The sequence below is a fragment of the Dyella acidiphila genome (genome assembly GCF_014863405.1).
Classification (GTDB): domain Bacteria; phylum Pseudomonadota; class Gammaproteobacteria; order Xanthomonadales; family Rhodanobacteraceae; genus Dyella_B; species Dyella_B acidiphila.
The window spans coordinates 1-23225 of the sequence record NZ_JACZZA010000014.1 but is presented as its reverse complement, the minus strand read 5'-3'; the positions used below and the strand labels follow the sequence as shown (position 1 = coordinate 23225).

General features: G+C 63.5%; 18 protein-coding genes and 1 tRNA gene. 11 read left to right on the top strand and 8 right to left on the bottom strand.

The annotated features are described in order from the left end of the window. Window positions 1–159: 159 nt before the first annotated feature. Window positions 160–236: transfer RNA gene (locus IGX34_RS19075), tRNA-Arg, on the bottom strand. Between the two features lie 146 nt (window positions 237–382). On the opposite strand from IGX34_RS19075, the gene amaB reads away from it, so the two are divergent. The 6 genes from amaB (at window position 383) to poxB (ending at window position 7616) form a co-directional block, all read left to right on the top strand. Next, window positions 383–1918 carry an L-piperidine-6-carboxylate dehydrogenase gene (gene amaB, locus IGX34_RS19070; RefSeq protein ID WP_192557340.1) on the top strand — a complete coding sequence of 512 codons (1536 nt, stop codon included), beginning with the start codon at window positions 383–385 and terminating at the stop codon, window positions 1916–1918. A 162-nt stretch (window positions 1919–2080) separates the two neighbouring features. Beyond that, entirely contained in the window at window positions 2081–2848 is a 768-nt protein-coding gene (locus IGX34_RS19065; protein WP_192557339.1) for an SDR family oxidoreductase, read from the top strand. A 5-nt stretch (window positions 2849–2853) separates the two neighbouring features. After that, complete coding sequence (locus IGX34_RS19060; RefSeq protein WP_192557338.1) at window positions 2854–3621, top strand: class I SAM-dependent methyltransferase; 768 nt, start codon at window positions 2854–2856, stop codon at window positions 3619–3621. Window positions 3622–3623: 2 nt separating this feature from the next. Further along, entirely contained in the window at window positions 3624–4661 is a 1038-nt protein-coding gene (locus tag IGX34_RS19055; protein WP_192557337.1) for a quinone-dependent dihydroorotate dehydrogenase, read from the top strand. A gap of 10 nt (window positions 4662–4671) precedes the next feature. Continuing rightward, window positions 4672–5700 carry a UDP-N-acetylmuramate dehydrogenase gene (gene murB, locus IGX34_RS19050; RefSeq protein WP_192557423.1) on the top strand — a complete coding sequence of 343 codons (1029 nt, stop codon included), beginning with the start codon at window positions 4672–4674 and terminating at the stop codon, window positions 5698–5700. A 185-nt stretch (window positions 5701–5885) separates the two neighbouring features. After that, a complete protein-coding gene (gene poxB, locus IGX34_RS19045) occupies window positions 5886–7616 on the top strand; it encodes a ubiquinone-dependent pyruvate dehydrogenase (RefSeq protein WP_192557336.1) in 1731 nt (576 codons plus the stop codon). A gap of 3 nt (window positions 7617–7619) precedes the next feature. Here poxB and IGX34_RS19040 read toward each other — a convergent pair whose 3' ends face one another. From IGX34_RS19040 to IGX34_RS19020, 5 genes are all read right to left on the bottom strand, one after another. Further along, a complete protein-coding gene (locus IGX34_RS19040) occupies window positions 7620–7853 on the bottom strand; it encodes a hypothetical protein (protein WP_192557335.1) in 234 nt (77 codons plus the stop codon). A gap of 485 nt (window positions 7854–8338) precedes the next feature. Beyond that, the gene (murJ, locus tag IGX34_RS19035) at window positions 8339–9919 is read right to left on the bottom strand and encodes a murein biosynthesis integral membrane protein MurJ (protein WP_192557334.1); all 1581 of its coding nucleotides are present in this window, start codon (window positions 9917–9919) and stop codon (window positions 8339–8341) included. A gap of 172 nt (window positions 9920–10091) precedes the next feature. Further along, window positions 10092–10847, bottom strand: a complete 756-nt coding sequence (locus IGX34_RS19030; protein ID WP_192557333.1) for a Bax inhibitor-1/YccA family protein — start codon at window positions 10845–10847, stop codon at window positions 10092–10094. Between the two features lie 75 nt (window positions 10848–10922). Then, complete coding sequence (locus IGX34_RS19025; protein ID WP_192557332.1) at window positions 10923–11231, bottom strand: hypothetical protein; 309 nt, start codon at window positions 11229–11231, stop codon at window positions 10923–10925. Window positions 11232–11243: 12 nt separating this feature from the next. After that, window positions 11244–11567: a YbjQ family protein gene (locus IGX34_RS19020; protein WP_192557331.1), complete on the bottom strand. Its 324-nt coding sequence runs from the start codon at window positions 11565–11567 to the stop codon at window positions 11244–11246. 162 nt (window positions 11568–11729) lie between these two features. Here IGX34_RS19020 and IGX34_RS19015 point away from each other — a divergent pair, with 162 nt between their 5' ends. Next, the gene (locus IGX34_RS19015; RefSeq protein ID WP_192557330.1) at window positions 11730–14438 is read left to right on the top strand and encodes a M16 family metallopeptidase; all 2709 of its coding nucleotides are present in this window, start codon (window positions 11730–11732) and stop codon (window positions 14436–14438) included. 30 nt (window positions 14439–14468) lie between these two features. Here IGX34_RS19015 and IGX34_RS19010 read toward each other — a convergent pair whose 3' ends face one another. Further along, window positions 14469–15710 carry an MFS transporter gene (locus IGX34_RS19010; protein ID WP_192557329.1) on the bottom strand — a complete coding sequence of 414 codons (1242 nt, stop codon included), beginning with the start codon at window positions 15708–15710 and terminating at the stop codon, window positions 14469–14471. A gap of 130 nt (window positions 15711–15840) precedes the next feature. Here IGX34_RS19010 and IGX34_RS19005 point away from each other — a divergent pair, with 130 nt between their 5' ends. Both IGX34_RS19005 and ppk1 read left to right on the top strand, forming a co-directional pair. Further along, window positions 15841–16623, top strand: a complete 783-nt coding sequence (locus tag IGX34_RS19005) for an AraC family transcriptional regulator (protein WP_192557328.1) — start codon at window positions 15841–15843, stop codon at window positions 16621–16623. Window positions 16624–16765: 142 nt separating this feature from the next. Next, complete coding sequence (gene ppk1, locus IGX34_RS19000; RefSeq protein WP_425598808.1) at window positions 16766–18904, top strand: polyphosphate kinase 1; 2139 nt, start codon at window positions 16766–16768, stop codon at window positions 18902–18904. Between the two features lie 66 nt (window positions 18905–18970). Here the strand turns inward: ppk1 and IGX34_RS18995 are convergent, their stop codons facing one another. Beyond that, window positions 18971–19528 (bottom strand): NADPH-dependent FMN reductase, encoded by a 558-nt coding sequence (locus IGX34_RS18995; protein WP_192557326.1) that lies wholly within the window; start codon window positions 19526–19528, stop codon window positions 18971–18973. A gap of 304 nt (window positions 19529–19832) precedes the next feature. On the opposite strand from IGX34_RS18995, the gene IGX34_RS18990 reads away from it, so the two are divergent. Both IGX34_RS18990 and IGX34_RS18985 read left to right on the top strand, forming a co-directional pair. Continuing rightward, window positions 19833–21584 (top strand): diguanylate cyclase, encoded by a 1752-nt coding sequence (locus IGX34_RS18990; RefSeq protein ID WP_338015510.1) that lies wholly within the window; start codon window positions 19833–19835, stop codon window positions 21582–21584. Window positions 21585–22199: 615 nt separating this feature from the next. After that, window positions 22200–22508 (top strand): XAC0095 family protein, encoded by a 309-nt coding sequence (locus IGX34_RS18985; RefSeq protein ID WP_192557325.1) that lies wholly within the window; start codon window positions 22200–22202, stop codon window positions 22506–22508. The last annotated feature ends 717 nt before the right edge of the window (window positions 22509–23225 follow it).

Genomic DNA, 23225 nt, shown 5'->3' with positions numbered 1-23225 from the left:
ATCGCCATCAACGAGCGGATGTGGCCCACGTTGACAAGCGCACCGGCCGGCGCCGGAACGGTTCAGCTCGCGCACGAATTCGGGCAAAAAAGACTGGAAAAATGCCGCCGAGCTTTCATCCGGCTGACGTTTTCGGCGCCACAGCGGTGCGCTGGAAGGTGGTGCCCCCGATACGATTCGAACGTACGACCTTCCCCTTAGGAGGGGGACGCTCTATCCAACTGAGCTACGGGGGCAAGGCTGGCAAAGCCTGATGGGGCGCGATTTTGGCATGGATCGCCGGCCAGTGCGATCCGCCAAAACCCGGCCGCATTCGCGCCCCTGATAGAATAGGCGTTTCCCCATTCAGGGCGTCAGCGAACGCCACGACCCAGGAGCACGCATGTCCCACGAAATCCTCAAGGCGCTCGGCCTCAGCGGCGAGCAGTCGGGCACTTATCTCGGCCAGGGCGAATGGTCCAAGACCGCCAATGCGGGCAGCCTGCAGCCGTTGAACCCGGCTACCGGCGAGGTGATCGGCACCGTGCATGCCTCCAGCGCCGCCGATTACGAGACCATCGTCAAGCGCGCCCAGGCCGCCTTCAAGGTATGGCGCACCACCCCGGCGCCGCAGCGCGGCGAAGCCGTGCGCCTGTGCGGCGAAGCGCTGCGCAAGCACAAGGACGCACTGGGTTCGCTGGTGGCGCTGGAAATGGGCAAGATCAAGCCCGAGGGCGATGGCGAAGTGCAGGAGATGATCGACATCGCCGATTTCGCCGTTGGCCAGAGCCGCATGCTGTACGGCTACACCATGCACTCGGAGCGCCCGGGCCACCGCATGTACGAGCAGTACCAGCCGCTGGGCCTGGTCGGCATCATCAGCGCCTTCAACTTCCCGGTGGCGGTGTGGGCGTGGAATGCCATGCTGGCCACCATCTGCGGCGACATCTGCATTTGGAAGCCCTCGCCCAAGACTCCGCTGTCGGCGATCGCCACCATGAAGATCTGCAACGAAGCGCTGCAGGCCGGCGGCTTCCCGGATCTGTTCTTCCTGTTCAACGACGCCGGCACCGAGCTGTCGCAGGCGTTCGTGGACGATCACCGCATTCCGCTGATCAGCTTCACCGGTTCCACCAAGGTCGGCCGCATGGTCGGCGAGCGCGTGGCCAAGCGCATGGGCCGTTCGCTGCTGGAACTGGGCGGCAACAACGCCATCATCGTGGACGAAAGCGCGGACCTGAAGCTGGCCATTCCGGCCATCGTGTTCGGCGCGGTCGGCACGGCCGGCCAGCGCTGCACCACCACCCGCCGCCTGTTCGTGCATGAGTCGATCATCGGCGAGGTGACCGACAAGCTGATCACCGCCTACAAGCAAGTGGAAAGCAAGATCGGCGACCCCACCCAGGCCACTACGCTGATGGGCCCGCTCAATAGCAAGGAAGCCGTGAACGGCTACCTGGCCGCGGTCGAAAAGGCCAAGGCCAGCGGCGGTACTGTGCGCACCGGCGGTGCGGCGCTGACCGATCGCAAAGGCAACTTCGTGCTGCCCACCCTCGTCACCGGCCTGAAGAACAGCGATGACGTGGTGCAGACGGAAACCTTCGCACCGATTCTCTATGTGATGCCGTTCAAGACCCTGGACGAAGCGATCGAGCTGCAGAACAGCGTGCCGCAGGGCCTGTCCTCGTCGATCTTTACGCAGAACCTGAAGGCGGCCGAGCAGTACCTGTCGGCGGCGGGCTCGGACTGCGGTATCGCCAATGTGAATATCGGCACCTCGGGTGCGGAGATCGGCGGTGCGTTCGGCGGCGAGAAGGAAACCGGCGGTGGCCGCGAATCCGGTTCGGATGCGTGGAAGGTGTATATGCGCCGCCAGACCAACACCATCAACTATTCGAATGCGTTGCCGCTGGCGCAGGGCATCAAGTTCGATTTGTGAGTTGGGCTTGCCCTCTCTGCCGAGAGGGTAGCCAACCGCTGACAGGTGAAGGACGCCGTACCGCCGTCATTCCCGCGAAAGCGGGAATGACGGCGAGGTAAGCGTATCCTCCGCGGCAGACCCAGGCCTCCGACACGGGGACAATCCGAGAAGGATCACGGCGTGACCTCACCCTCCCCCTTCGATCTACACGGCTACCGCGTCATCGTCGCCGGCGGCAGCAAGGGCATCGGCCGCGGCATGGCGCTAGCCTTCGCTGCGGCAGGCGCGGCGGTATCGATCTGCGCACGCGGACAAGCCGCACTTGAGGAAACCGGTGCAGCCATCGCCGCGCATGGCGTACCTGCGCACTGGCAGTCCTGCGATCTCGGCGATGCGGCCGCGATCGATGCCTATATCGCGCATGCCGCGCAATCCCTGGGCGGCATCGACGTGCTGATCAACAACGCCAGCGGCTTCGGCTTCGAAGACAGCGAAGAAGGCTGGGCGGCCGGCATCACTATCGATTTGCTGGCGGCGGTACGTGCCTCGCGCGCAGCGCTGCCGCATCTGCAGGCATCGCCGCATGCAAGCATCCTGCACATCAGCTCGATTGCCGCCTTCTATCCCAATACGCACAACGGACCGTATGCGGCGGTAAAGGCCGCACTGAATCACTACACCACCTCGCAGGCGCTGGATCTTTCCAGGCATCGCATCCGGGTCAACGCGATTGCGCCCGGTTCGATTGAATTTCCCGGCGGCCTGTGGGAACGGCGCAAACACGAAACGCCAGAGCTTTATCAGCGCACGCTGGGCAAGATTCCGTTCGGCCGCTTCGGCACGCCGGAAGAGATCGCGCACACCGCCTTGTTCCTGGCCTCGCCATGGGCGGGCTGGATCACCGGCCAGACCCTGTGCGTCGACGGCGGCCAACTTCTTTCAGGATAAAAAACATGCCGGACCTGAAATCCACCGAGCGTTTCAGCAACCGTGTCGCGGACTATGTCCGCTATCGGCCGACCTATCCCGCCGCCCTGCTCGACTGGCTGCGCGAGGCACAGGGCGTCACGCCGGATTGGCGCGTCGCCGATGTAGGCGCCGGCACCGGCATCTCCAGCAAGATGTTCCTGGCTGCCGGACACCCGGTGACGGCAGTGGAACCGAACGCAGCCATGCGCGAGGCGGCGGTAAGCTGGCTGGGCGCCGATCCGCACTTCCGGGCAGTGGATGGCCGCGCCGACGCCACCACGCTGGACGATGCCAGCATCGACCTGGTGTTCGTGGCGCAAGCCTTCCACTGGTTCGACCCGGCCGGCACGCGGCGGGAATTCCACCGCATCCTGCGCCAGGGCGGACTGGCGGCCATCTGCTGGAATTCGCGCCGCCTCACCGGCACGCCGTTCCTGGTCGGCTATGAAGCCCTGCTGCAGACCTACGGTACCGACTACACCAGCGTGGCCGAACGCTACGCCGACGAACCCTCCATGCGCACATGGTTCGGCAGTGGCTGGCACGACACCGCCGTGTTCGACCATCGCCAGCTGCTGGATTTCGACGCGCTGCGCGGACGCCTGATGTCTTCCTCGTATGCGCCCAAGGAAGATCATCCGCAGCACGCGCCGATGATCGCGGCCCTGCGCACGCTGTTCGACACGTGCCAGGTCGACGGCAAGATCAGCTTCGATTACGACACCCGCGTCTACGTGGGCGAGGTTCCCTGAGCATGTACGACTGGATCCGCCCGCTGCTGTTCAAGCTCGACGCCGAGACCGCGCACGGCCTGACCTTGTATGGCCTGGATGTCGCGCATCGCAGCGAGCTCGGCCGCTTTGTCGCCACGCCGCCGCAGGAGCTGCCGGTAGAAGCATTCGGCTTGCGCTTCCCCAACCCGGTGGGCCTGGCTGCCGGACTGGACAAGAATGCCGCGCACCTCGATGCACTGGGTGCCTTGGGCTTCGGCTTTATCGAAGTGGGCACGGTGACGCCGCGCCCGCAGATCGGCAACGATCGCCCGCGCCTGTTCCGCCTGCCGCAGCACCAGGCCATCATCAATCGCATGGGCTTCAACAACGAGGGCGTGGATGCGCTGGTGCGCAATGTGCAGCAGTCGAACTACCGCGGCGTGCTCGGCATCAATATCGGCAAGAACAAGGACACGCCCAACGACAAGGCCGTGGACGATTACCTGTTTTGCCTGGAACGCGTGTATGCACATGCCAGCTACATCACGGTGAACATCTCCTCGCCCAATACCAAGGGCCTGCGCGACCTGCAGGAAGAAGCCACCCTGCGCCGCTTTATCGAAACCCTGCGCGAAGCGCAGGAGCGGCTCGGCGCGCAAGCCGGTGCGCGCAAGCCCATGCTGCTGAAGATCGCCCCGGACCTGAGCGAGGCGGAGCTGGACAGCATTGCCGACGTGCTGCTGGCTACACAGATCGATGGCGTGATCTGCACCAACACCACCGTCGACCGTTCTTCCGTGGCCACGGATCCGCACGGCGGCGAGACCGGCGGTTTGTCCGGCCGCCCCCTGCTGGCACGCTCGAACGAGGTGGTGCGCGGCATGCGCCGCCGCCTGGGCGAGCGCGTCGGCGTCGTCGGCGTGGGCGGCATCCTGGAAGGCCAGGACGCCGTCGAAAAGCGCGCTGCCGGTGCGGCGCTGGTGCAGATCTATTCCGGCCTGATCTATCGCGGCCCGGCGCTGATCGCCGAATGCGTCAATGAAATCCGCCGCCAACAGGAACCGCGCGATGGTCGCTGAGCGTATCGACATGGGCGGCTATACGCTGATCGAAAACGCACCGCTGGCAGCGCGCAACACCTTGCGCGTCGCTGCCCGCGTCAAGTTGCTGGCCGAAATACGCGATGCCGCCAAGCTGCCGGAGCTACTCGACTTCCCCGCCATCCGCGCCAGTCGCCTGATGGTGCTGGGCGAAGGCAGCAATATCCTGCTTACCGGCGATCTCGACGGCACCGTGCTGGCGATGGAAACGCGTGGCGTGCATGTGGAACAGGATGGCGAAACGGCGCGCATTGCCGTGGCCGCGGGCGAGCGCTGGGATGACTTTGTGCGCTGGACCCTGGGCCAGGGTTTTGCCGGCCTGGAAAACCTGATCCTGATTCCCGGCACCGTCGGCGCCGCACCGATCCAGAATATCGGCGCCTACGGCACGGAAGTAGCCGAATTTATCGAGAGCGTGGAAGCCTGGGACCGGATCGAGCGCCGCGTGGTCACGCTGGATCGCCAGGCCTGCGCCTTCGCTTATCGCGATTCGCTGTTCAAGCACGAGCCGGAACGTTTTATCGTCACCGCGGTACGTTTCGCCCTGCCGCGCAGCCATGCCTTGCGCCTGGATTACGCCGGCATCCGCGAAGAACTGGAACGCATGGGCGTGGACAAGCCGGCACCGTTCCATGTCGCCGAGGCGGTAGTGCATTTGCGCACCAAAAAATTGCCCGACCCGGCGGTGATCGGCAATGCCGGCAGCTTCTTCAAGAATCCTATCGTCGATGCCACCCAGGGCGAAGCCCTGCAGCGCGAACATGCCAGACTGGTCGCATGGCCCGGCAATGACGGACGCTGGAAGCTTTCCGCGGCATGGTTGATCGAGGCGGCCGGCTTCAAAGGCATGCGCGAAGGCGATGCCGGAATCTCCAACCGGCATGCGCTGGTGCTGGTGAATCATGGCAAGGCCAGCGGACAGGAACTGTGGGCGTTTGCGCAGCGGGTGATCGACGGAGTGCAGGCGCAGTTCGGCGTGCGGCTGGAGCCGGAGCCGATGGTAATTGGCGCACGCTAGACCCCAGCGAAACCACGTAGGTTGGGTTAGCGCAGCGTAACCCAACAGTTCTCCATCGAAGCCAGGCATTGTTGGGTTACGCTGCGCTAACCCAACCTACCCGGGCGCGCGCGTCTTTACGGAAATCAAAGCTAGCCTTTGCCAAGATCAGCAGCCCTGCCCTGATCATGGAAAGGTGGTGCGTGATGAGCATCCGCAACGTTGCCGATGTGCTGGTCGAAACCCTTTATCAGGCCGGTGTCAGGCGCATCCATGGACTGGTCGGCGACAGCCTCAACGGCATCACCGAATCGCTGCGCCAGCGCAAGGACATGCAATGGATTCACTACCGGCATGAAGAGTCGGCCGCCTTTGCCGCCGGCGCGGACGCGCAGCTGACCGGACAGCTGGCGGTATGTGCCGGCTCCTGCGGACCGGGCAATCTGCATCTGATCAACGGCCTCTACGATGCACAGCGTTCGCGCACGCCGGTGCTGGCCATCGCCGCGCATATTCCTTCCGCGGAAATCGGCAGCGGCTATTTTCAGGAAACGCATCCGCAGAATCTGTTCCAGGAATGCAGCCACTATTGCGAGCTGATCAGCAGCCCGTCGCAGATCCACCGCGCCGTGGCTACGGCCATCCGCACCGCGGTAGGCCAGCGCGGCGTATCGGTGCTGGTAATTCCCGGCGATGTGGCGCTGGCCGAATCCAGCGGCCCGGTCGCCACCGCCTCCGGCCTGCTGCCGGTGGCGCCGACGGTCATCCCCTCCGAGGCGCAGCTCGATCAGCTCGCCGCCCTGCTCGGCAGCGGCCGCAAAGTCACGCTGTTTTGCGGGCGCGGTTGCGCCGGTGCGCACGATGCCGTGATCAAGCTGGCCGAAACGCTGAAGGCGCCGGTGGTACACGCGCTGGGCGGCAAGGAGCATGTCGAATGGGATAACCCGTACGACGTCGGCATGACCGGCATGATCGGCTTCAGCTCCGGCTACGAAGCCATGATGAGCTGCGACACCTTGCTGCTGCTCGGTACCGATTTTCCGTATCGGCAGTTTTTCCCCGAAGACGCCAAGATCTGCCAGATCGATCTGCGCGCGGAAAACCTCGGACGCCGCTGCCGCCTCGATCTCGGCCTGGTCGGCGATGTGGGCGCCACCCTGCAGGCGCTATTGCCGCGCCTGAAAACGGCCACCGGCGACAGCCATCTGAAAAGCAGCCTGGAGCATTACAAAAAAGCGCGCGAAGGCCTGAACGATCTCGCCGTGGGCAAGCCCGGCAGCAAGCCGATCCATCCGCAATACGTGGCCAAGGTGGTAAGCGACGTCGCCAGCGAGGATGCCGTATTCACCTGCGATGTGGGCACGCCCACCATCTGGGCTGCACGCTATCTGCATATGAACGGCAAGCGCCGCCTGCTCGGTTCCTTTGTGCACGGCTCGATGGCCAATGCGATGCCGCAGGCGATCGGTGCGCAGACGGCTTATCCCGGCCGGCAGATTGTCAGCCTGTCCGGCGACGGCGGCTTTGCCATGCTGATGGGCGATCTGCTCACCCTGGTGCAGCAACAGTTGCCGGTAAAGATCGTGGTATTCAACAACGGCACGCTGGGTTTTGTGGAGCTGGAGATGAAGGCGGCCGGCTTCCTGCCCACTGGCGTTACGCTGGACAACCCCGACTTTTCCGCCCTCGCCCGCGCAGCCGGCATCTACGGCGTGCGCGTGGAAGATCCGGGCGAGCTGGAACAAGCCGTGCGCGATGCGTTTGCGCACAACGGCCCGGCGTTGGTGGATGTGGTGACCAACCGCCAGGAGCTGTCGATGCCGCCGAAGATCCAGATCGAGCAGATGAAGGGCTTCAGCCTGTGGGCACTGCGCACGGTAATGAACGGGCGCGGCGACGAATTGATCGAACTGGCGCTCAGCAATCTGCGCCGGTGAGGGTCACATCTTTCGCAACCACAGCAAAAGCCCCATTACCACGCCAAAAAACAAACCTGCCACTACCGATGAAATCAAAATCGTGACTAGTCTTGCTGTAGTCAGCTCGATATTTTGGAGTGAATAAGCGAAGCAAGTAAAAACGAACATCCAGACAGGAAAGGAGCAGATTGCCATCGCCTCGAGGTACCCGGCAGCTTCCTTCTTGCGCAGCAGCGGCGCTGGATTCTTTTCCATGACATTCCTTCAAACAGGCGCCATCCAAAAGGATGGCGCCTGTCAAACTACATTCGGCCAGCAAGCTATTTCCATGCAAGACGGTTGATCACCGGCGACGTGCATATGCACAGTCGACGGCCGCTGCAAACATCCCGCCAACACTACCGAGCACCGCTCCGCCCAGCCCCAACAACGGGCCACCGGCCAGCAGGCCGGACACACACCCAACAAAAGCTCCACCTACTGCCTCCGTTTTGGCAGCGGGAACGTATTCCCGACCCGGACGCTAGCGCAGACTCTTACCCAAGTATGTCGTACCAATCAGATTCGAAAATCACCACCGTTGACGACGATCCATACCGTTTTCTTGAGTGCTTCCATCAGTAGCCATGGCCTCCAGGCATTCGCCGTCATCAAGCAAAGCGATAGCGCCCACGAGCTATCTCTGAAAATTTGGCGAAAGTGGCAACTGCCCTGCACAGCCGAAATTTCTTTCAGACGCGTCAGCCGATACCGATCCGACGCAGCACCTTGCCCAATACCTCCACGCAAACCTTGATGCGCAGCAGATAAGCCACGGCAAAATAGACTATGCCGTAGGTGGATAGCACAAACATTGCGGTAACGATGGGCCCATACCCGTGCAGGTAGTGCTCCAGCACGCAAGCGACCAGTGCCGCCACCGCGGCGCATACCCACAGCTTCGCCATCATCGCTGCCGCCACACCCGTGGCGCCGATGCTCTGATTCAACTTCCGGCGCAGCAAATGGAATTCGATCCAGCCCGCTATGCCCGCAGATGCGGTCAGGCCTACCGCGCCCCATTGCAGCGGGACGTCGAGCAGTTTGGGCAGCCACAAGGCGCTGCCCAGTCCAAGCACCGCCGTGAAGGCCAAGCGCACCATGGCAAAACGCAGCGGCGTACGCGTATCGCGCATGGCGTAATAGGTGGAGGCGTAGAGTCGCCCGAAGGTCGAGGCCAGCAAGCCCACGCCGGAACCGGCGAGGATCGCCCACACGTAATACGAATCCTTGCTGGTAAACGCACCGGACTGGTACAGCGCCGCTACCACCACGTTGCCCAGGGCAAAGAAGGCCATGGCCGAGGGCACGATAAAGAAGGCAATCCGCTCCAGACCGTTATTGAGGCGCGCCGACAACTTTGCGGCCACCTCGGCATCGAACGTATCGCCCGCCATGCGCGACAGCGTCGGCAGTTCCGAGGCGGATATCGCCATGCCGAACAGGCTCACCGGCAACAGGTTGATCGACGACGCGGTGGTCATGCCAGCAATCGCACCACTGCCCAGCAGCGTGGAAATGGCTTGATCCACAAAGGCGCTGATCTGCACCACGCCGCGCCCGACGGCCACGCCCAGAAAACTGCCGCCCACCTGTCGCACATGCAGATTGCGCAGATCCAGCCGTAGGCGCAGCCCCGGTACCAGTTTCAATACCGGCCCCAGCTGCACCAGGAACTGCAGCACGCAGCCCAGCACCGTGCCCCAGGCCAGATACACGATCAGTCGATCGGCCTGCAGCTGGCGGAATACCAGCATGGTCACGATCATCGACAGATTCCAGACCACCGGCGCTGCATAAGAAAGAAAGAACTTGTGATGGCTGTTGAGGATGCCCAGGCACCACGCCGACCACACCAGGATGCCGGTGCCGGGAAACAGAATGCGCACGATCAGGATGGTCAGCTCGCGCTTTTCGCCGGTGTAGCCCGGCGCAATCGCCCATAGCAGATAAGGCGTGGCCAACACGCCCAGCGCCACGATCACCGCGATGATCAGCGCCAGCGCCGCGGCAATCGCGCCGGCCAGGCGATCGGCATCTTCCTGCTTGTGCTGCGCCAGCAGCCGCGCATACACCGGAATAAACGAGGCAGAGAGCACCCCCTCGCCGAACAGGTTCTGCAGGAAGTTGGGCACGCGCAGCGCAGCGCTGAAAATATCGGCGGCGTCGGATAGCCCGAAATAATGCGAAAACACCCGTTGCCGGACCAGGCCAAACAGGCGGCTGCACAAGATGCCTGCGCCCACCAGCAAAGCGTGTCCGCGGCCTGCCTCTTTGGTCATACCCATCCGTTATTGGAAAAGCGGCAAGGGTAGCATTTGCCTGGATGGCGTTCCGCGTGGGGAGAGGCATCCATGCGGCAAGTTCATGGCAAGAGCCGGCCTGAGCGCAGGCCTGAACAACCTAGTCCCCGTCCTCCCCTGCCAGCAGGGGAGGACGGGGATGGCATGCGGATCAGCGGCGCGCCTTGGACAGCAGGCGCAGCAATTCCATGTACAGCCACACCAGGGTGACCATCAGCGCGAAGGCGCCGTACCACTCCATGTACTTGGGCGCGCCCTGCGCGGCGGCGCGGTCGATCATGTCGAAATCCAGCACCAGATTGAGCGCGGCCAGGCCCACCACCAGCAGGCTGAAGCCGATGCCCAGCGCGCCGGTTTCGTGGATGAAGGGAATCTGGATATGGGTGAAGGCGCGCAGCGCGATATCCACCACATACAGCAAGGCAATGCCGCCGGTTGCAGCCACCACGCCCATGCGGAACTTGTCGGTGACCTTGATCCAGCCAGAGCGGTAAGCCAGCAACATCACCGCCAGCACGCCGACGGTGAGCATTACCGCTTGCAGCACGATGCCCGCATAGCGCATTTCCATCACGGCCGAAATGCCGCCCAGCGCAAAACCCTCGGCGATCGCATACAGCGGCGCCGTCACGCCTGCCCAGCGTTGTGCGAAACAGGTCACCATGGCCAACACGAAGCCCGCGATCAGGCCACCCCACATGAAGGGACTGATCGCCGCCAGCGCGGTGGAAATATCGCCGCCTGCCGCCACATCGGCAAAGCGCTGCCAGGTCCAGCCACCGGTGATCACCGCCAGCGCCAGCAGCAGCACCGTGCGGGTGATCGTCCCGTTCATGGTCATGCGTTCGCCCGTTACGGGCAGTCCCTGAAACGCCTTGCTGCGCAATACCGGATTACCTGAAGGCATAGTCGCTCTCTTCCCTATGATTCAAACGCAAATGGATAAGCCACCGATGCTAGCCAATAGACCGCTAGCGGCTTGTTAACGCGGCGAGGCCTGCTCGTCGACCACGATGTAGTGGCGCTCGCCGCGCTGCGGATCAAAATACACCGCGGTCAGCTCCCCGCTGCCGGGATCGACGAAACGCTCGCCTGTATCCTGCCAGGCCGGATCCGGGCCGCTGCGCAGCAACGGCTTGTAGCGCCAGCGTTCGATCGCCAGCCCGACCACCAGCAGCAAGCCGCCGAACACCAACTGCGGCAGCAGCGCCACCAGCACGCCGGTCAAGGCGGCGATCAAGGCGCCCAGCAGCAGCAGGCTGCCTATGACGTACAACACGATCGGCAACATGCGCGGCGCCGATCAGGTCGGCGGATCGACGACCACGGCGGTGCCGTAGGCGACGATTTCGCTCATGGTCTGGCCGATTTCCGCCGAATCGAAGCGCATCATCACCACGGCGTTGGCGCCCATCGCCTTGGCGTTGGAAACCAGCCGATCCAGTGCGTGCCGGCGCGCTTCTTCCAGCATCTGGGTGTATTCGTGGATCTCGCCGCCTACCAGCGAACGCAGGCCAGCCATCACGTTGCCGCCGATGCCGCGGCTGCGCACTACCAGGCCGAACACCTGCCCCTTTACCTGCACTACCTGATGGCCAGGCACATTTTCGGTCGTTACCACCAACATGGTTACGCTCCTCCCCAGGGCTGCCAAGATGTTTCGCGCACAATACGCCGCCTCGGCGGGGATCGATAGTGGTGCACGTCAGCTTCCGGCACGTAGGCGCATGGCGGGCACTGTGGCACCATCCTGCGGTCTACCGTTGTCTACCATAAGGAACTGCAGATCATGTCGAGACCCTTCAAGACGCTGGCATGGAGCGTGATGCTAGGCATGGGGCTGGCAGCCTCCGGCATGACGGCGCGTGCCGATGCGCCGGCGTCCTCGCCTGCCGTCGCCAATGACAGCAATGTGCTGCATGCCACTCTCGACAATGGCCTGCGCGTAGTGATCGTGCGCGAGACGCTTTCGCCGATGGTCACCACCCAGATCACCTACCTGGCCGGCGGCTATCACACGCCCGACGGTCTGCCCGGCACGGCGCATGCGCTGGAACACATGATGTTCCGCGACAGCCAGGGCCTGACCGGTGCCCAGCTCAATGAAATGACCGGCAAGATGGGCGCCGAGAACAACGCCTTCACCACCAACGATGCCACCCAGTATTACTTCGTGGCGCCGTCGAACTACCTGGATATCCTGCTGCACATCGAATCGGCGCGCATGGAAGGCGCGTTGCTGACGCAGAAGGACTGGGACCGCGAGCGCGGCGCGATCGAACAGGAAGTGTCGCGCGATATTTCCGATCCGGGCTATCTCGCCTTCCAGAAGGCCGAACGCATCCTGTACTCCGGCACCGGCTATGCGGAAGACGCACTCGGCACGCGCCCCTCGTTCGACAAGACCACCGCACAAGATCTGCAAACCTTCTACAAGAACTGGTACGCACCCAACAATGCCTTGCTGGTGATCGTGGGCGATGTCGATCCGCAGGCCACGCTGGCCAAGGTCAAGGATCTGTTCGGCAAGATTCCGCAGCGCGAACTGCCCAAGCTGGCGACGATGAAGCTGCAGCCGGTGAAGCCCGAAACAATCGCCACCACCACGCCGCAGGGCACCGGCTCGGTGCAGTTCCTGTACCGCATGCCCGGCATGAAGGACAAGGACAACGCCGCGGCGCAGGTGCTGCTCGACGTGCTCAACAACGCGCGCAGTTCGCTCAACGCACTGGCAGTGGAAGGCAAGGTGCTGAGCGCCGATGCGCAATTGCAGCCTTTCAGCAACGGCGGCGTGGGCGTGATCGAAGTCGGCTTCCCCAAGGGCGGCGATGCGAAGAAGGCGCAGGCCGACCTGGAAGCTGTCATCGACGAGATCCTCAAGCACGGCGTGCCAGCCGATCTGGTCGAAGCGTCCAAACAATCGGAAATCGCGCAGGCCGAATTCAACAAGAACAGCGCCGTCACGCTCGCCACCGCATGGTCGCAGGCGATCGCCTGGATGGGCCTCGCTTCGCCGGATGAAGCCGAAGCACAGATCCGCCAGGTGAGCGTGGATGACGTCAACCGCGTCGCCCGCGAATACCTCGCGCGCGAGCAGCGCGTCACGGTGGTGCTCACCTCCGACAACAACGGCCAGCGGCCGCCGGACAGCGCCGGCTTCGGCGGCTCCGAATCGTTTGCCGGCAACGACAAGCTCGACGCACCGCTGCCGGAATGGGCGGCCGCCAAACTCGGCAAGCTGGAAATGCCGCGCTGGACACTGGCACCCGTGCAGATGACGCTGGCCAACGGCATCCACCTGATCGTGCAGCCGGAAACCATCAGCAAGACCGTCACCGTGCTCGGCCATATCGACAACAACGCCAAGCTGCAGGAACCGGCCGGACAGGAAGGCGCCGCGCGCTTGCTCGGCAGCCTGTTCGACTACGGCTCCGCCACGCTGGATCGCGATGCCTTCCACAAGGCGCTGGACGATATCGCCGCCAATGAAAACGGCGGCACCGACTTCGGCCTGGCCGTGCTCAGCGAACACTTCGACCGCGGCATGCAGCTGCTGGCCGACAACGAACTGCACCCTGCCCTGCCGCAAGAAGGTTTCAGCGTGCAGCAGGAAGCGCTGGCGCGCACGCTGGCCGGTGAAATGCAGTCGCCCGAATACAAGATGATGAAGGCGATGATGGAAGGCCTGCTGCCCGCAGGCGATCCGGATCTGCGCCGCCCCACGCCGGATACGATCGGCAAGCTGAGCCTGCAGAACCTCAAGGACTACTACGCAAAAACCTATCGCCCCGATCTCACCACCATCGTGGTGGTAGGCAATGTCACGCCCGCACAGGCCAAGGCCACGGTGGAACGCTACTTCGGCCAGTGGCAGGCCGAGGGCGCCAAGCCCAATGTGATCTCCAAGCCGGTACCGACCAATCCGGCCGGCTACACCGTGGTCGAGAATCCGTATGCCTCGCAGGATCAGGTGCTGATGGGGCAGATGATCGAACTCACCATGCACAACCCGGATCGCTACGCCTTGCAGCTGGGCAACAACGTGCTGGGCGGCAACGGTTTTGCTTCGCGCCTGATGACCGATATCCGCGTCAAGCACGGCTACGCCTATGGCGCGGGCTCTGGCCTGCGTTTCGACCGCTCGCGCTCGATCTTCTTCGTGCAATACGGCAGCGATGCGGACAAGGTTGCGCCGGTCGACGGCCTGGTGCGGCAAAACTTGGTCGACATGCAGACCACGCCGATCAAGAGCGCGGAGCTGGACAACGCACGCCAGTATGAAATCCGCTCGATTCCGCTCAGCGTTTCCAGCGTCAGCGGCATTGCGCACTCGCTGCTCAGCTGGGCCTGGCATGACGAACCGCTGGATCAGCCGATGGTCGCCGCCAAGCACTACCTCACTCTCACGCCGGAGCAAGTGCAGGCGGCATTCAAGAAGTATTTGAAGCCGCAGAGCTTGATGCAGGTGGTGCAAGGACCGCCGCCGGCGAAGCACTGAACAAAAAGGCCCGCAACTGCGGGCCTTTTTTTATGCCTTGGCCAACTTGCGCCTCGGCCGTTCCAGATCGGGCAGAAAAACCGCGAGCACACCGATCAAGGGCAGATACGCACATAAGGTGTACACATAGTCGATGCCATGCGCATCCGCCACGCGCCCGAGTACTGCGGCGCCGATGCCGCCCATGCCGAAGGCAAAGCCGAAGAACAACCCGGACACCATGCCCACACGCCCCGGTATCAGCTCCTGCGCATAGACCAGGATCGCCGAGAACGCCGAGGAAAGAATCAGGCCGATCACCACCGTCAGCACACCGGTCCAGAACAGATTGGCGTGCGGCAGCGCCAGCGTGAACGGCGCCACGCCCAGGATCGATACCCAGATCACCCACTTGCGCCCGATGCGGTCGCCCACCGGGCCGCCGATCAGCGAACCCGCGGCAACCGCGAACAGGAATACAAACAGATGCACCTGCGCGTTCTGCACCGACACGCCGAAGGTGTGGATCAGATAGAAGGTGAAATAGCTGCTGATGCTGGCCAGGTAGAAATACTTGGAGAAGATCAGCATGCCGAGGATGGAGATGCACATCGTCACCTTGCCGCGGCTCAGCGCCTCGCCCGCAGCGTGACGCACGGCCTTGCTGCGGCTGACGTGATGCATCCGGTACCAGCGCCCCACCTGCAGCAACACCACCATCGCCAGCAAGGCGGCGAGCGAGAACCAGGCCACGCTGCCGCGCCCGTGCGGCACGATGATCCACGCTGCCAGCAGCGGCCCCAGCGACGAGCCGGTATTGCCGCCCACCTGGAACAGCGACTGCGCCAGCCCGTGCTGGCCGCCCGAGGCCAGTCGCGCCACGCGGGAGGATTCCGGATGGAAGACCGACGAGCCGGTGCCTACAAGGCCCGCCGCCAGCAACAGCACCGGGAAATTCGGCGCCACCGCCAGCAGCAACAGACCGCACAGGGTGAAGCCCATGCCGACCGGCAGCGAATACGGCATCGGCTTGCGGTCGGTGACCATGCCGACCAGCGGCTGCAGCAGCGAGGCGGTGACCTGGTAGGTCAGCGTGATCAGGCCGACTTGGCCGAAGCTGAGGTTGAAGCCGCTCTTGAGCAGCGGATAGATCGCCAGGATCAGCGACTGGATCATGTCGTTGAGCAGATGCGAAAAGCTGATCGCACCCAGGATGCTGTAGTCCGTGCGCTGCGCGGCAGCGGGGGCTGGCGCGCCCGCCGGCAGGGAAATCGAATCGGCTGAGTTCTGCATAAGCACTCGAAGTGGGGATGGGGGCGAGATTGCCTCGCTGCGGATGCCACCTTAAAGTAGCCATCTGCGGCCCGCATGCACTATCGGGTCAAGTTCTGTAGAAATCGGGCCAAACCAGAGGCGCTGCCCCATGCGCAACACCCGGGTTGCCAATTACGAGGACACCCCGCGCGACGTGATCGCCACCGGCAATGAATACGTTTCCGGCACCCTGCTGCCCAGCCATACGCATAAGCGCGGCCAGTGCCTGTACGCCGTGGCCGGCGTGCTGACCGTGATCACCAGCGAAGGCAGCTGGGTAGTGCCGCCGCGGCGTGCCTTGTGGATTCCGCCCGGCATGCCGCACACCGTGCAGATGGGCGGCCTTACCGCGCTGCGCAGCGCCTATCTGCTGCCCGAGGTCGCAGCCCGCGCCGGACTGTCCGCCCATTGCACCGTGCTCAGCGTGTCGCCGCTCCTGGACGCCCTGCTGGCCGAGGCGGTGGACCTCCCGGCCGAATACCCGCTCGGCGGCCGCGACGAGCGCGTGATGCGCCTGCTGGTGGATGAAATCGCCCATATGCCCAGCCTGCCCCTGAGCACGCCGCTGCCACAGGATCCGCGCCTGGCCCGCTTGTGCCGCGCGCTGATTCACGCGCCCTCGCTGGAAATCGATATCGACACCATGGCGCACCAGGCCGGCATGAGCCGGCGCAATTTCACGCGCCTGTTCCGCGAACAGACCGGCATGAGCTTCAGCAGCTGGCGCCAGCAGGCTTGCCTGCTCTCCGCGCTGTCGCGGCTGGCGCGCGGACAATCCGTGACGCAGGTGGCGATCGAGCTCGGCTATAGCAGCAGCAGTGCATTTACCGCCGCGTTCCGGCGTACGCTGGGGGCTGCGCCGAGCCATTACCTGCTGCCGCAGGCCGCGTAATGGCGATGGCGCCTGCGATGTCACACCCATGTCAACGCGTTGCCGCAACATGTCAACGCAGTGACCCTACCGCATGGGTACGGCGTCGCCACCCAGTCACCCGGATGGTGTAACGATGAGCAAACGCAACGACCAAGACGCCATGTCCGCCGCCAGCGCTACCGCGCCCGAAACACCTGCGGCCCCCAGTGCGCCGGCGGTCGACCTCAGCGACAAGACCTATTACATCCATCGCGAGCTGTCCCAGCTGCAGTTCAACAACCGCGTACTGGAACAGGCACTGGACGAACGCACGCCGCTGCTGGAGCGGCTGAAGTTCCTGCTGATCTTCTCCAGCAACATGGATGAATTCTTCGAGATTCGCGTCGCTGGCCTGAAAGGACAGCTCGCCTACGGCCACGAGATCGTCGGCCCCGACGGCATCACGCCGAAGCTGGCGCTGGCCGAAATCAGCGACATCGCGCACCGGCAGATCGCCCGCCAGTACAGCATCCTCAACGAGCGCCTGCTGCCGGAGCTGGATCGCCACGGCATCCGCATCGTGCGCCGCGAAAGCTGGAACGCCGCGCAGAAGCGCTGGGTGCAGCGCTACTTCCGTCAGGAAGTGGCGCCGATGATGACGCCGATCGGGCTGGACCCCACCCATCCGTTTCCGCTGCTGGTCAACAAGAGCCTCAACTTCATCGTGGAACTGGAAGGCGTGGATGCCTTCGGCCGCGATTCGGGCCTGGCCATTCTGCCGGCGCCGCGCGTACTGCCGCGCATCATCCGTCTGCCGGACGATGTCTGCGAAGGCGGCGAGAACTATGTGCTGCTGTCCTCGATCATGCATGCGCATGCAGAGGACCTGTTCCCCGGCATGGAAGTGCGCGGCTGCTACCAGTTCCGCCTGACCCGCAACGCCGACCTCACCATCGACCCGGAAGAAATGGACGACCTCGCCCGCGCCCTGCGCGGCGAACTGTCCTCGCGCCGCTTCGGCGACGCCGTACGCCTGGAAGTAGCCGACAACTGCCCGCGCCCGCTGATCGAATACCTGCTCAAGCAGTTCGGCCTGACCGAAGCCGAACTGTATGAAGTAAATGGCCCGGTCAATCTCACCCGCCTGTTCGGCATCGTCAGCCGCAGCGAGAGCCCGCAGCTGCAATACGCGCCGTTTGTGCCGGCGATTCCCAAGGCACTGAAAAAGGCCGAAGACCTGTTCCAGGTGATCAGCAAGCAAGATGTACTGCTGATGCACCCTTACGAATCGTTCGCGCCGGTAGTAGACCTGGTGCGCCAGGCGGCGAAAGATCCGGCTGTGCTCACCATCGAGCAGACGCTGTACCGCACCGGCGCCAATTCCGAAATCGTCGACGCACTGGTGGAAGCCGCCCGCGCCGGCAAGGAAGTGATTGCGGTGGTGGAACTGCGCGCACGCTTCGACGAAGAATCCAACCTTGGCCTGGCCACGCGCCTGCAGCAGGCCGGCGCGGTGGTGATCTACGGCGTGGTGGACGTGAAAACGCATGCCAAGCTGATGCTGATCCAGCGCCGCGAAGGCAACAAGCTGCAACGTTACGCACACCTTGGCACCGGCAATTACCACAGCGGCAACGCGCGCCTGTACACCGACTACAGCCTGCTCACCTCCGAGCCTGCCCTGTGCGAGGACGTGCACAAACTGTTCAGCCAGCTCACCGGCATGGGCAAGCTGCTGAAGATGAAAAAGCTGCTGCACGCACCGTTCACCCTGAAAAAAACGCTGCTGGAAATGATTGCGCGCGAACAGGCACATGCCGAAGCAGGCAAGCCGGCGCAGATGATCATCAAGGTCAATGCGCTGACCGACGCCAAGATGATCCGCGCGCTGTACAAGGCCAGCGGCTCCGGCGTGCAGATCGACCTGCTGGTGCGCGGCACCTGCTGCCTGCGGCCCGGCATTCCCGGCGTATCGCAGAATATCCGCGTGCGCTCGATCGTCGGCCGCTTCCTGGAACACAGCCGCGTGTACTGGTTCGCCAATGACGGCGACGAAAGCATGTACCTGGCCAGCGCCGATTTCATGGAACGCAATCTGGACCGCCGCGTGGAAACCGCGTTCCCGATCGGCGAGCGCAAATTGCGCCAGCGTATTCGCAAGGAGCTGGAGCTGTATCTGGGCGACAACACCACCGCGTGGCAGCTGCAGTCGGATGGCAGCTATGTGCATCTGCAGCCGGACGAAGGCCAGGAGCCGCATGATGTGCAGCAGCAGTTGCTGGAGAAGTACTGCGGAGTGGGTAGCGCGCCGGTGCGGTAACACGCAACCGTCATCCCGGCGAAGGCCGGGATAACGGCGAAGCGAAGGCAGGACGCAGCCGGGCGGCTAGTGCGCCACGAATCGCTTCACCCACGCCACATACTTGTCGACAAACCCCTGCAGAAACTTCTGCGTGCTCTCCACGCCGATGTGCCCATCCGCATCGATCAAGCCATCGGTGAACTTCACGAACACCTCCGGCTGCGCCAGCACCGCCACATCCAGGTAGGCCAATACATTGCGCAGGTGCTGCTGCGCCAGCGCCGTGCCGGTCGCACCGATCGACGCACCCATCACCGCACCCGGCTTGCCCGCAAAGGCATTGGTGCCATACGGCCGCGAGGCAATGTCGAGCGCATTCTTCAGCACGCCGGGGATGGAACGGTTGTATTCGGGCGTGACGAACAGCAGGGCATCGGCCGCCTTGATCTGCGCCTTCAGCGTGCCGCAGGGGGCCGGATACTCGTGATCGAAATCCTGGTCGTAGAACGGCAGGTGGTCGATCTGCACATGCTCGAAAGAGAACTCCGCCGGCGCCAGCCGCTCCACCGCACGCGCCAGCCGGCGATTGAAGGAATCCTGGCGCAGGCTGCCAATCAGCACCGCCACTTTGATACCAGCCATATACCCTCCGCAAAAAGTGAACTGACCTAGCCTGTCACACGCCTCGTCACGGCGTGACAAAAAGATACGCGCGCCGCGCGCAATTTCGCGTATAGCCCCGTTTTACAAGCCATTGACCGGCTGGCACGCCCCCTGCATGGGGTAAAAGTCGATCACCGATTGCACTAGGGCGCTGCCGGCAGGTAACAATGGCAGCGCCGTCGGTGAAGGGGAACCGGCGATCGCGCACAAGACGCAGAGCGACCGGATCGGGGTGCGGCCTGCTGGCAACAGGTGCAGGGCCGCTTCAGCACAAGGGGCAGCGGTGAGGGACGTTTTCTTCTTCAAAGGCTGGCGCAGGGGGCTGCTTGCCGCCGTGCCGATGGCCTGGATGCTGTGGTTCTCCCTGCTGCACGCTGGCACCGGCGCTCCCCTGCACGGCGCCTGGCGCGAAGTGGCTCGCGGCGACGCCCCGGCGCAGATACTCAACGCCTTCCGGCACGGCACGCTCAAGGCCTTCAACCCCGCCATGCTGCAGCTGTTCCCGCGCGATGCGATGGGCAGTTGGGTGGTATTGCAGCCCGAACCGTCCCATACCGACGAAGAACGCGTGCTATCCATCTACCCCGCCCCACTGGGTGCCATCAGCCTGTATGACGATCAGGGGGCGGTGCGCACCCTGGCACTGGACGATTTCACTGCGCACCTGCACGGCCACGGGCGACTGGCCTTTCGCCTGGCGGTCGATCGCGGACAGGCCGTGCCGATCCTGCTGAAGTTCGAAGCCAGCGGCAGCATGTCGGCACCCGAACGCTTCGAGCTGCAAAACCTGGACGACTTCCTGCAGGCAGACGCCAACTGGCTCACCTTCGCCACCGCCTGCTTTGCCGTGATGGTGGCGATGGCGCTGATGGCCTTGTGCTTCGCGCTGATGCTGCGCGACATGACCTTCGCCTGGTACACCGGCTACATGCTTTGCTACGTGATCGTGCAAAGCGTGCAGACCGGCTTTCTGTTCCACCCCCTGGGCCTGAGCTGGCTGGCCGGCTCGGAACTGCTGGTCGGCATCTCCGCCACCGCCTTGTCGGTATCGTTCGCCTCACTCTTCGTCGCCCGCTTCTGCGACCTGCCCCGCTACGCGCCGCTGCTGCGCGCCCCCGTGGTAGCGCTGGGCATCGGCATGCCGCTGATCGTGCTGCTGCGCTGCAGCCAGATCGCCGAACTGGTGGAGATGGCCCGGGTACTGGTCAATCCGGTGCTGATTCTCGGTGCGCTGCTGCTGCTGTTCAGCGCGCTGATCGCCGGCATACGCGGCTCGCGTCCGGCCTGGTTCTTCCTGCTCGGCTGGACCCCGCTGCTGGTGCTCACCGCCATGACCAGCGCGCAAGTCACCGGCGCACTGCCCACGCTGGACTGGCTCAACGACGCCAGCATCGGCATGGGCGCGTTCGAAGCGATTGTGCTGTCGCTGGGCCTGGCCGACCGCGCACTGACCATGCGCCGCGATCGCGACAGCGTGCGTGTGCTGGCCGATCGCGATGCGCTGACCAACTTGTTCAACCGCCGCGCGTGGACCGAAGCCGCACATCGCATGCTGGCCGAAGGCATGGAACAGAACCAGCCGATCGCGCTGCTGTTCCTGGATCTGGATCATTTCAAGGTACTCAACGATCGCCAGGGCCATGCGGCCGGCGACCGCGCCCTGGTAGCGGTATCGGAGGTACTCAACAACGAACTGCGCCCCAACGATTTGCTGGGCCGCTATGGCGGCGAAGAATTCGTGGCCATGCTCTATGGCGTCAACGAAGAACAGTCCCTGCAAGTTGCCACGCGCCTATGCCGACGCGTACATCGCCTGGAAATTGCGGTGGACCAGAACGACCTGCTGCTCAGCATCAGCATCGGCCTGGCCATGCGCAGCCTGGGCGATACGCTGGAATCCCTGATCGAACGCGCCGACCAGGCGATGTATTACGTCAAGCTCAACGGACGCAACCACGTGCATGCCTTCGAGCGGCGTGCGGAGATGCATGGCAAGTATCAGCGTCCGCATTCGAACCAGGGGCATGGGCGGTAGATCGCCGTACATCTGCGAGGCATGGCAATGCTGCAATCGGAAGCAGCTTTGTTGCCGGTGCGAATATCAGCAATCGGATGGCACGCACGTTCGATCCACCGACTCCAGCAATCAACTCAGCACACTTTGACGTAGATCATCAAGCAGTGAAATCAAAAACAAGCGGCCATCTCGCATGAGATGGCCGCTTGTTTTGTGGCGTCTGCAATCGATACGAACTGTCAGCATTCACCGACAGACAAGCGTTTCGACAAGTGCGAAGGTTGCACTGTCGGGCACGCTCTCTGTTGCGAGATTCAAACCGTGCCCGACAGGATGTGATGTAGAGAAGCGCGGATTGCATGGGGTGGCACCCACACAATCCGCTGGCCACAACCAACTACTAGGAAGTTAGATCATGGTTACATTCGATCATACGGCACGTGCACGTCTCAGTGCCTTCGCAGTGCCCATCCCCGCTGCTTCACCGTTGTCCAACTCGGACAATGTCGAGCCCCTAAGGGCGTTGTGTCGAACCGGAAGCGTAGCTTTCCGACATTGACCGCAGGATTTTTCCTGTAAGCCCTGCACGCCGTGCGCAAGGTGCGGCGTGTTTACCAACATGGAGCAAAGACAATGAACGATGCACGACATGCAGCGGCAGCCGGGGTTTGCCTGGCACTACCGGAACAGGCCCATAGCAAGCTGGCGCAATTGCGCGATCACTTGGGTCTATTGGCGCAAATGACTTACGCAGTAACGAAAGAAGAGGAAGACGAACTGCTGGAAATTCGGCGTTCCGTGTTGGGCACGTGTTTCGAAATGGCCACCGTGCAACTCGAAGATGCCCTGCACGCCGTAGAACACGCCAGCCACGCGAACCACCGTTCTTCCTCCTCTCCCCTGCGGGGAGAGGATCGAGGTGAGGGGCCAACCTCGCCGTAAATCAACATCGAAGCCACGCTTCGAACCACCATCGCCGCAAGAGTGTCCCCCTCACCCCAACCCTCTCCCCGCAGGGGAGAGGGAGCAGAACGCGGCGAAACATAACCGCCACGCGAACCACCGCTCTTCCTCCTCTCCCCTGCGGGGAGAGGATCGAGGTGAGGGGGCAGCCTCGCCGTAAATCAACATCGAAGCCACGCTTCGAACCACCATCACCGCAAGAGTGTCCCCCTCACCCCAACCCTCTCCCCGCAGGGGAGAGGGAGCAGAGCGCGGCGAAACACAATCACCACGCGAACCACCGCTCTTCCTCCTCTCCCCTCCGGGGAGAGGATCGAGGTGAGGGGGCACCCTCGCCGTAAATCAACATCGAGGCCGCGCTTCGAACCACCATCACCGCAAGAGTGCCCCCCTCACCCCAGCCCTCTCCCCGCAGGGGAGAGGGAGCAGAACGCGGCGAAACATAACCGCCACGCGAACCACCGCTCTTCCTCCTCTCCCCTGCGGGGAGAGGATCGAGGTGAGGGGCCACCCTCGCCGTAAATCAACATCGAAGCCACGCTTCGAACCACCATCACCGCAAGAGTGTCCCCCTCACCCCAGCCCTCTCCCCGCCGGGGAGAGGGAGCAGAGCGCGCCGCGAACATGCTGTACGAACCACCGCTCTTCCTCCTCTCCCCTGCGGGGAGAGGATCGAGGTGAGGGGGCAGCCTCGCC

What these genes read in the sequence shown, in the direction of transcription:
- IGX34_RS19025 (WP_192557332.1), bottom strand. Translation starts at nt 11,231, where the DNA reads ATGTTGCCGATCGTGTTGTACGTCATAGGCAGCCTGCTGCTGCTGGGC.
- amaB (WP_192557340.1), top strand. Translation starts at nt 383, where the DNA reads ATGTCCCACGAAATCCTCAAGGCGCTCGGCCTCAGCGGCGAGCAGTCG.
- IGX34_RS19030 (WP_192557333.1), bottom strand. Translation starts at nt 10,847, where the DNA reads ATGCCTTCAGGTAATCCGGTATTGCGCAGCAAGGCGTTTCAGGGACTG.
- IGX34_RS19020 (WP_192557331.1), bottom strand. Translation starts at nt 11,567, where the DNA reads ATGTTGGTGGTAACGACCGAAAATGTGCCTGGCCATCAGGTAGTGCAG.
- IGX34_RS19005 (WP_192557328.1), top strand. Translation starts at nt 15,841, where the DNA reads ATGCGCAACACCCGGGTTGCCAATTACGAGGACACCCCGCGCGACGTG.
- ppk1 (WP_425598808.1), top strand. Translation starts at nt 16,766, where the DNA reads ATGTCCGCCGCCAGCGCTACCGCGCCCGAAACACCTGCGGCCCCCAGT.
- IGX34_RS18995 (WP_192557326.1), bottom strand. Translation starts at nt 19,528, where the DNA reads ATGGCTGGTATCAAAGTGGCGGTGCTGATTGGCAGCCTGCGCCAGGAT.
- murB (WP_192557423.1), top strand. Translation starts at nt 4,672, where the DNA reads ATGGGCGGCTATACGCTGATCGAAAACGCACCGCTGGCAGCGCGCAAC.
- IGX34_RS19015 (WP_192557330.1), top strand. Translation starts at nt 11,730, where the DNA reads ATGTCGAGACCCTTCAAGACGCTGGCATGGAGCGTGATGCTAGGCATG.
- IGX34_RS19040 (WP_192557335.1), bottom strand. Translation starts at nt 7,853, where the DNA reads ATGGAAAAGAATCCAGCGCCGCTGCTGCGCAAGAAGGAAGCTGCCGGG.
- IGX34_RS19055 (WP_192557337.1), top strand. Translation starts at nt 3,624, where the DNA reads ATGTACGACTGGATCCGCCCGCTGCTGTTCAAGCTCGACGCCGAGACC.
- IGX34_RS19010 (WP_192557329.1), bottom strand. Translation starts at nt 15,710, where the DNA reads ATGCAGAACTCAGCCGATTCGATTTCCCTGCCGGCGGGCGCGCCAGCC.
- IGX34_RS19060 (WP_192557338.1), top strand. Translation starts at nt 2,854, where the DNA reads ATGCCGGACCTGAAATCCACCGAGCGTTTCAGCAACCGTGTCGCGGAC.
- poxB (WP_192557336.1), top strand. Translation starts at nt 5,886, where the DNA reads ATGAGCATCCGCAACGTTGCCGATGTGCTGGTCGAAACCCTTTATCAG.
- murJ (WP_192557334.1), bottom strand. Translation starts at nt 9,919, where the DNA reads ATGACCAAAGAGGCAGGCCGCGGACACGCTTTGCTGGTGGGCGCAGGC.
- IGX34_RS18985 (WP_192557325.1), top strand. Translation starts at nt 22,200, where the DNA reads ATGAACGATGCACGACATGCAGCGGCAGCCGGGGTTTGCCTGGCACTA.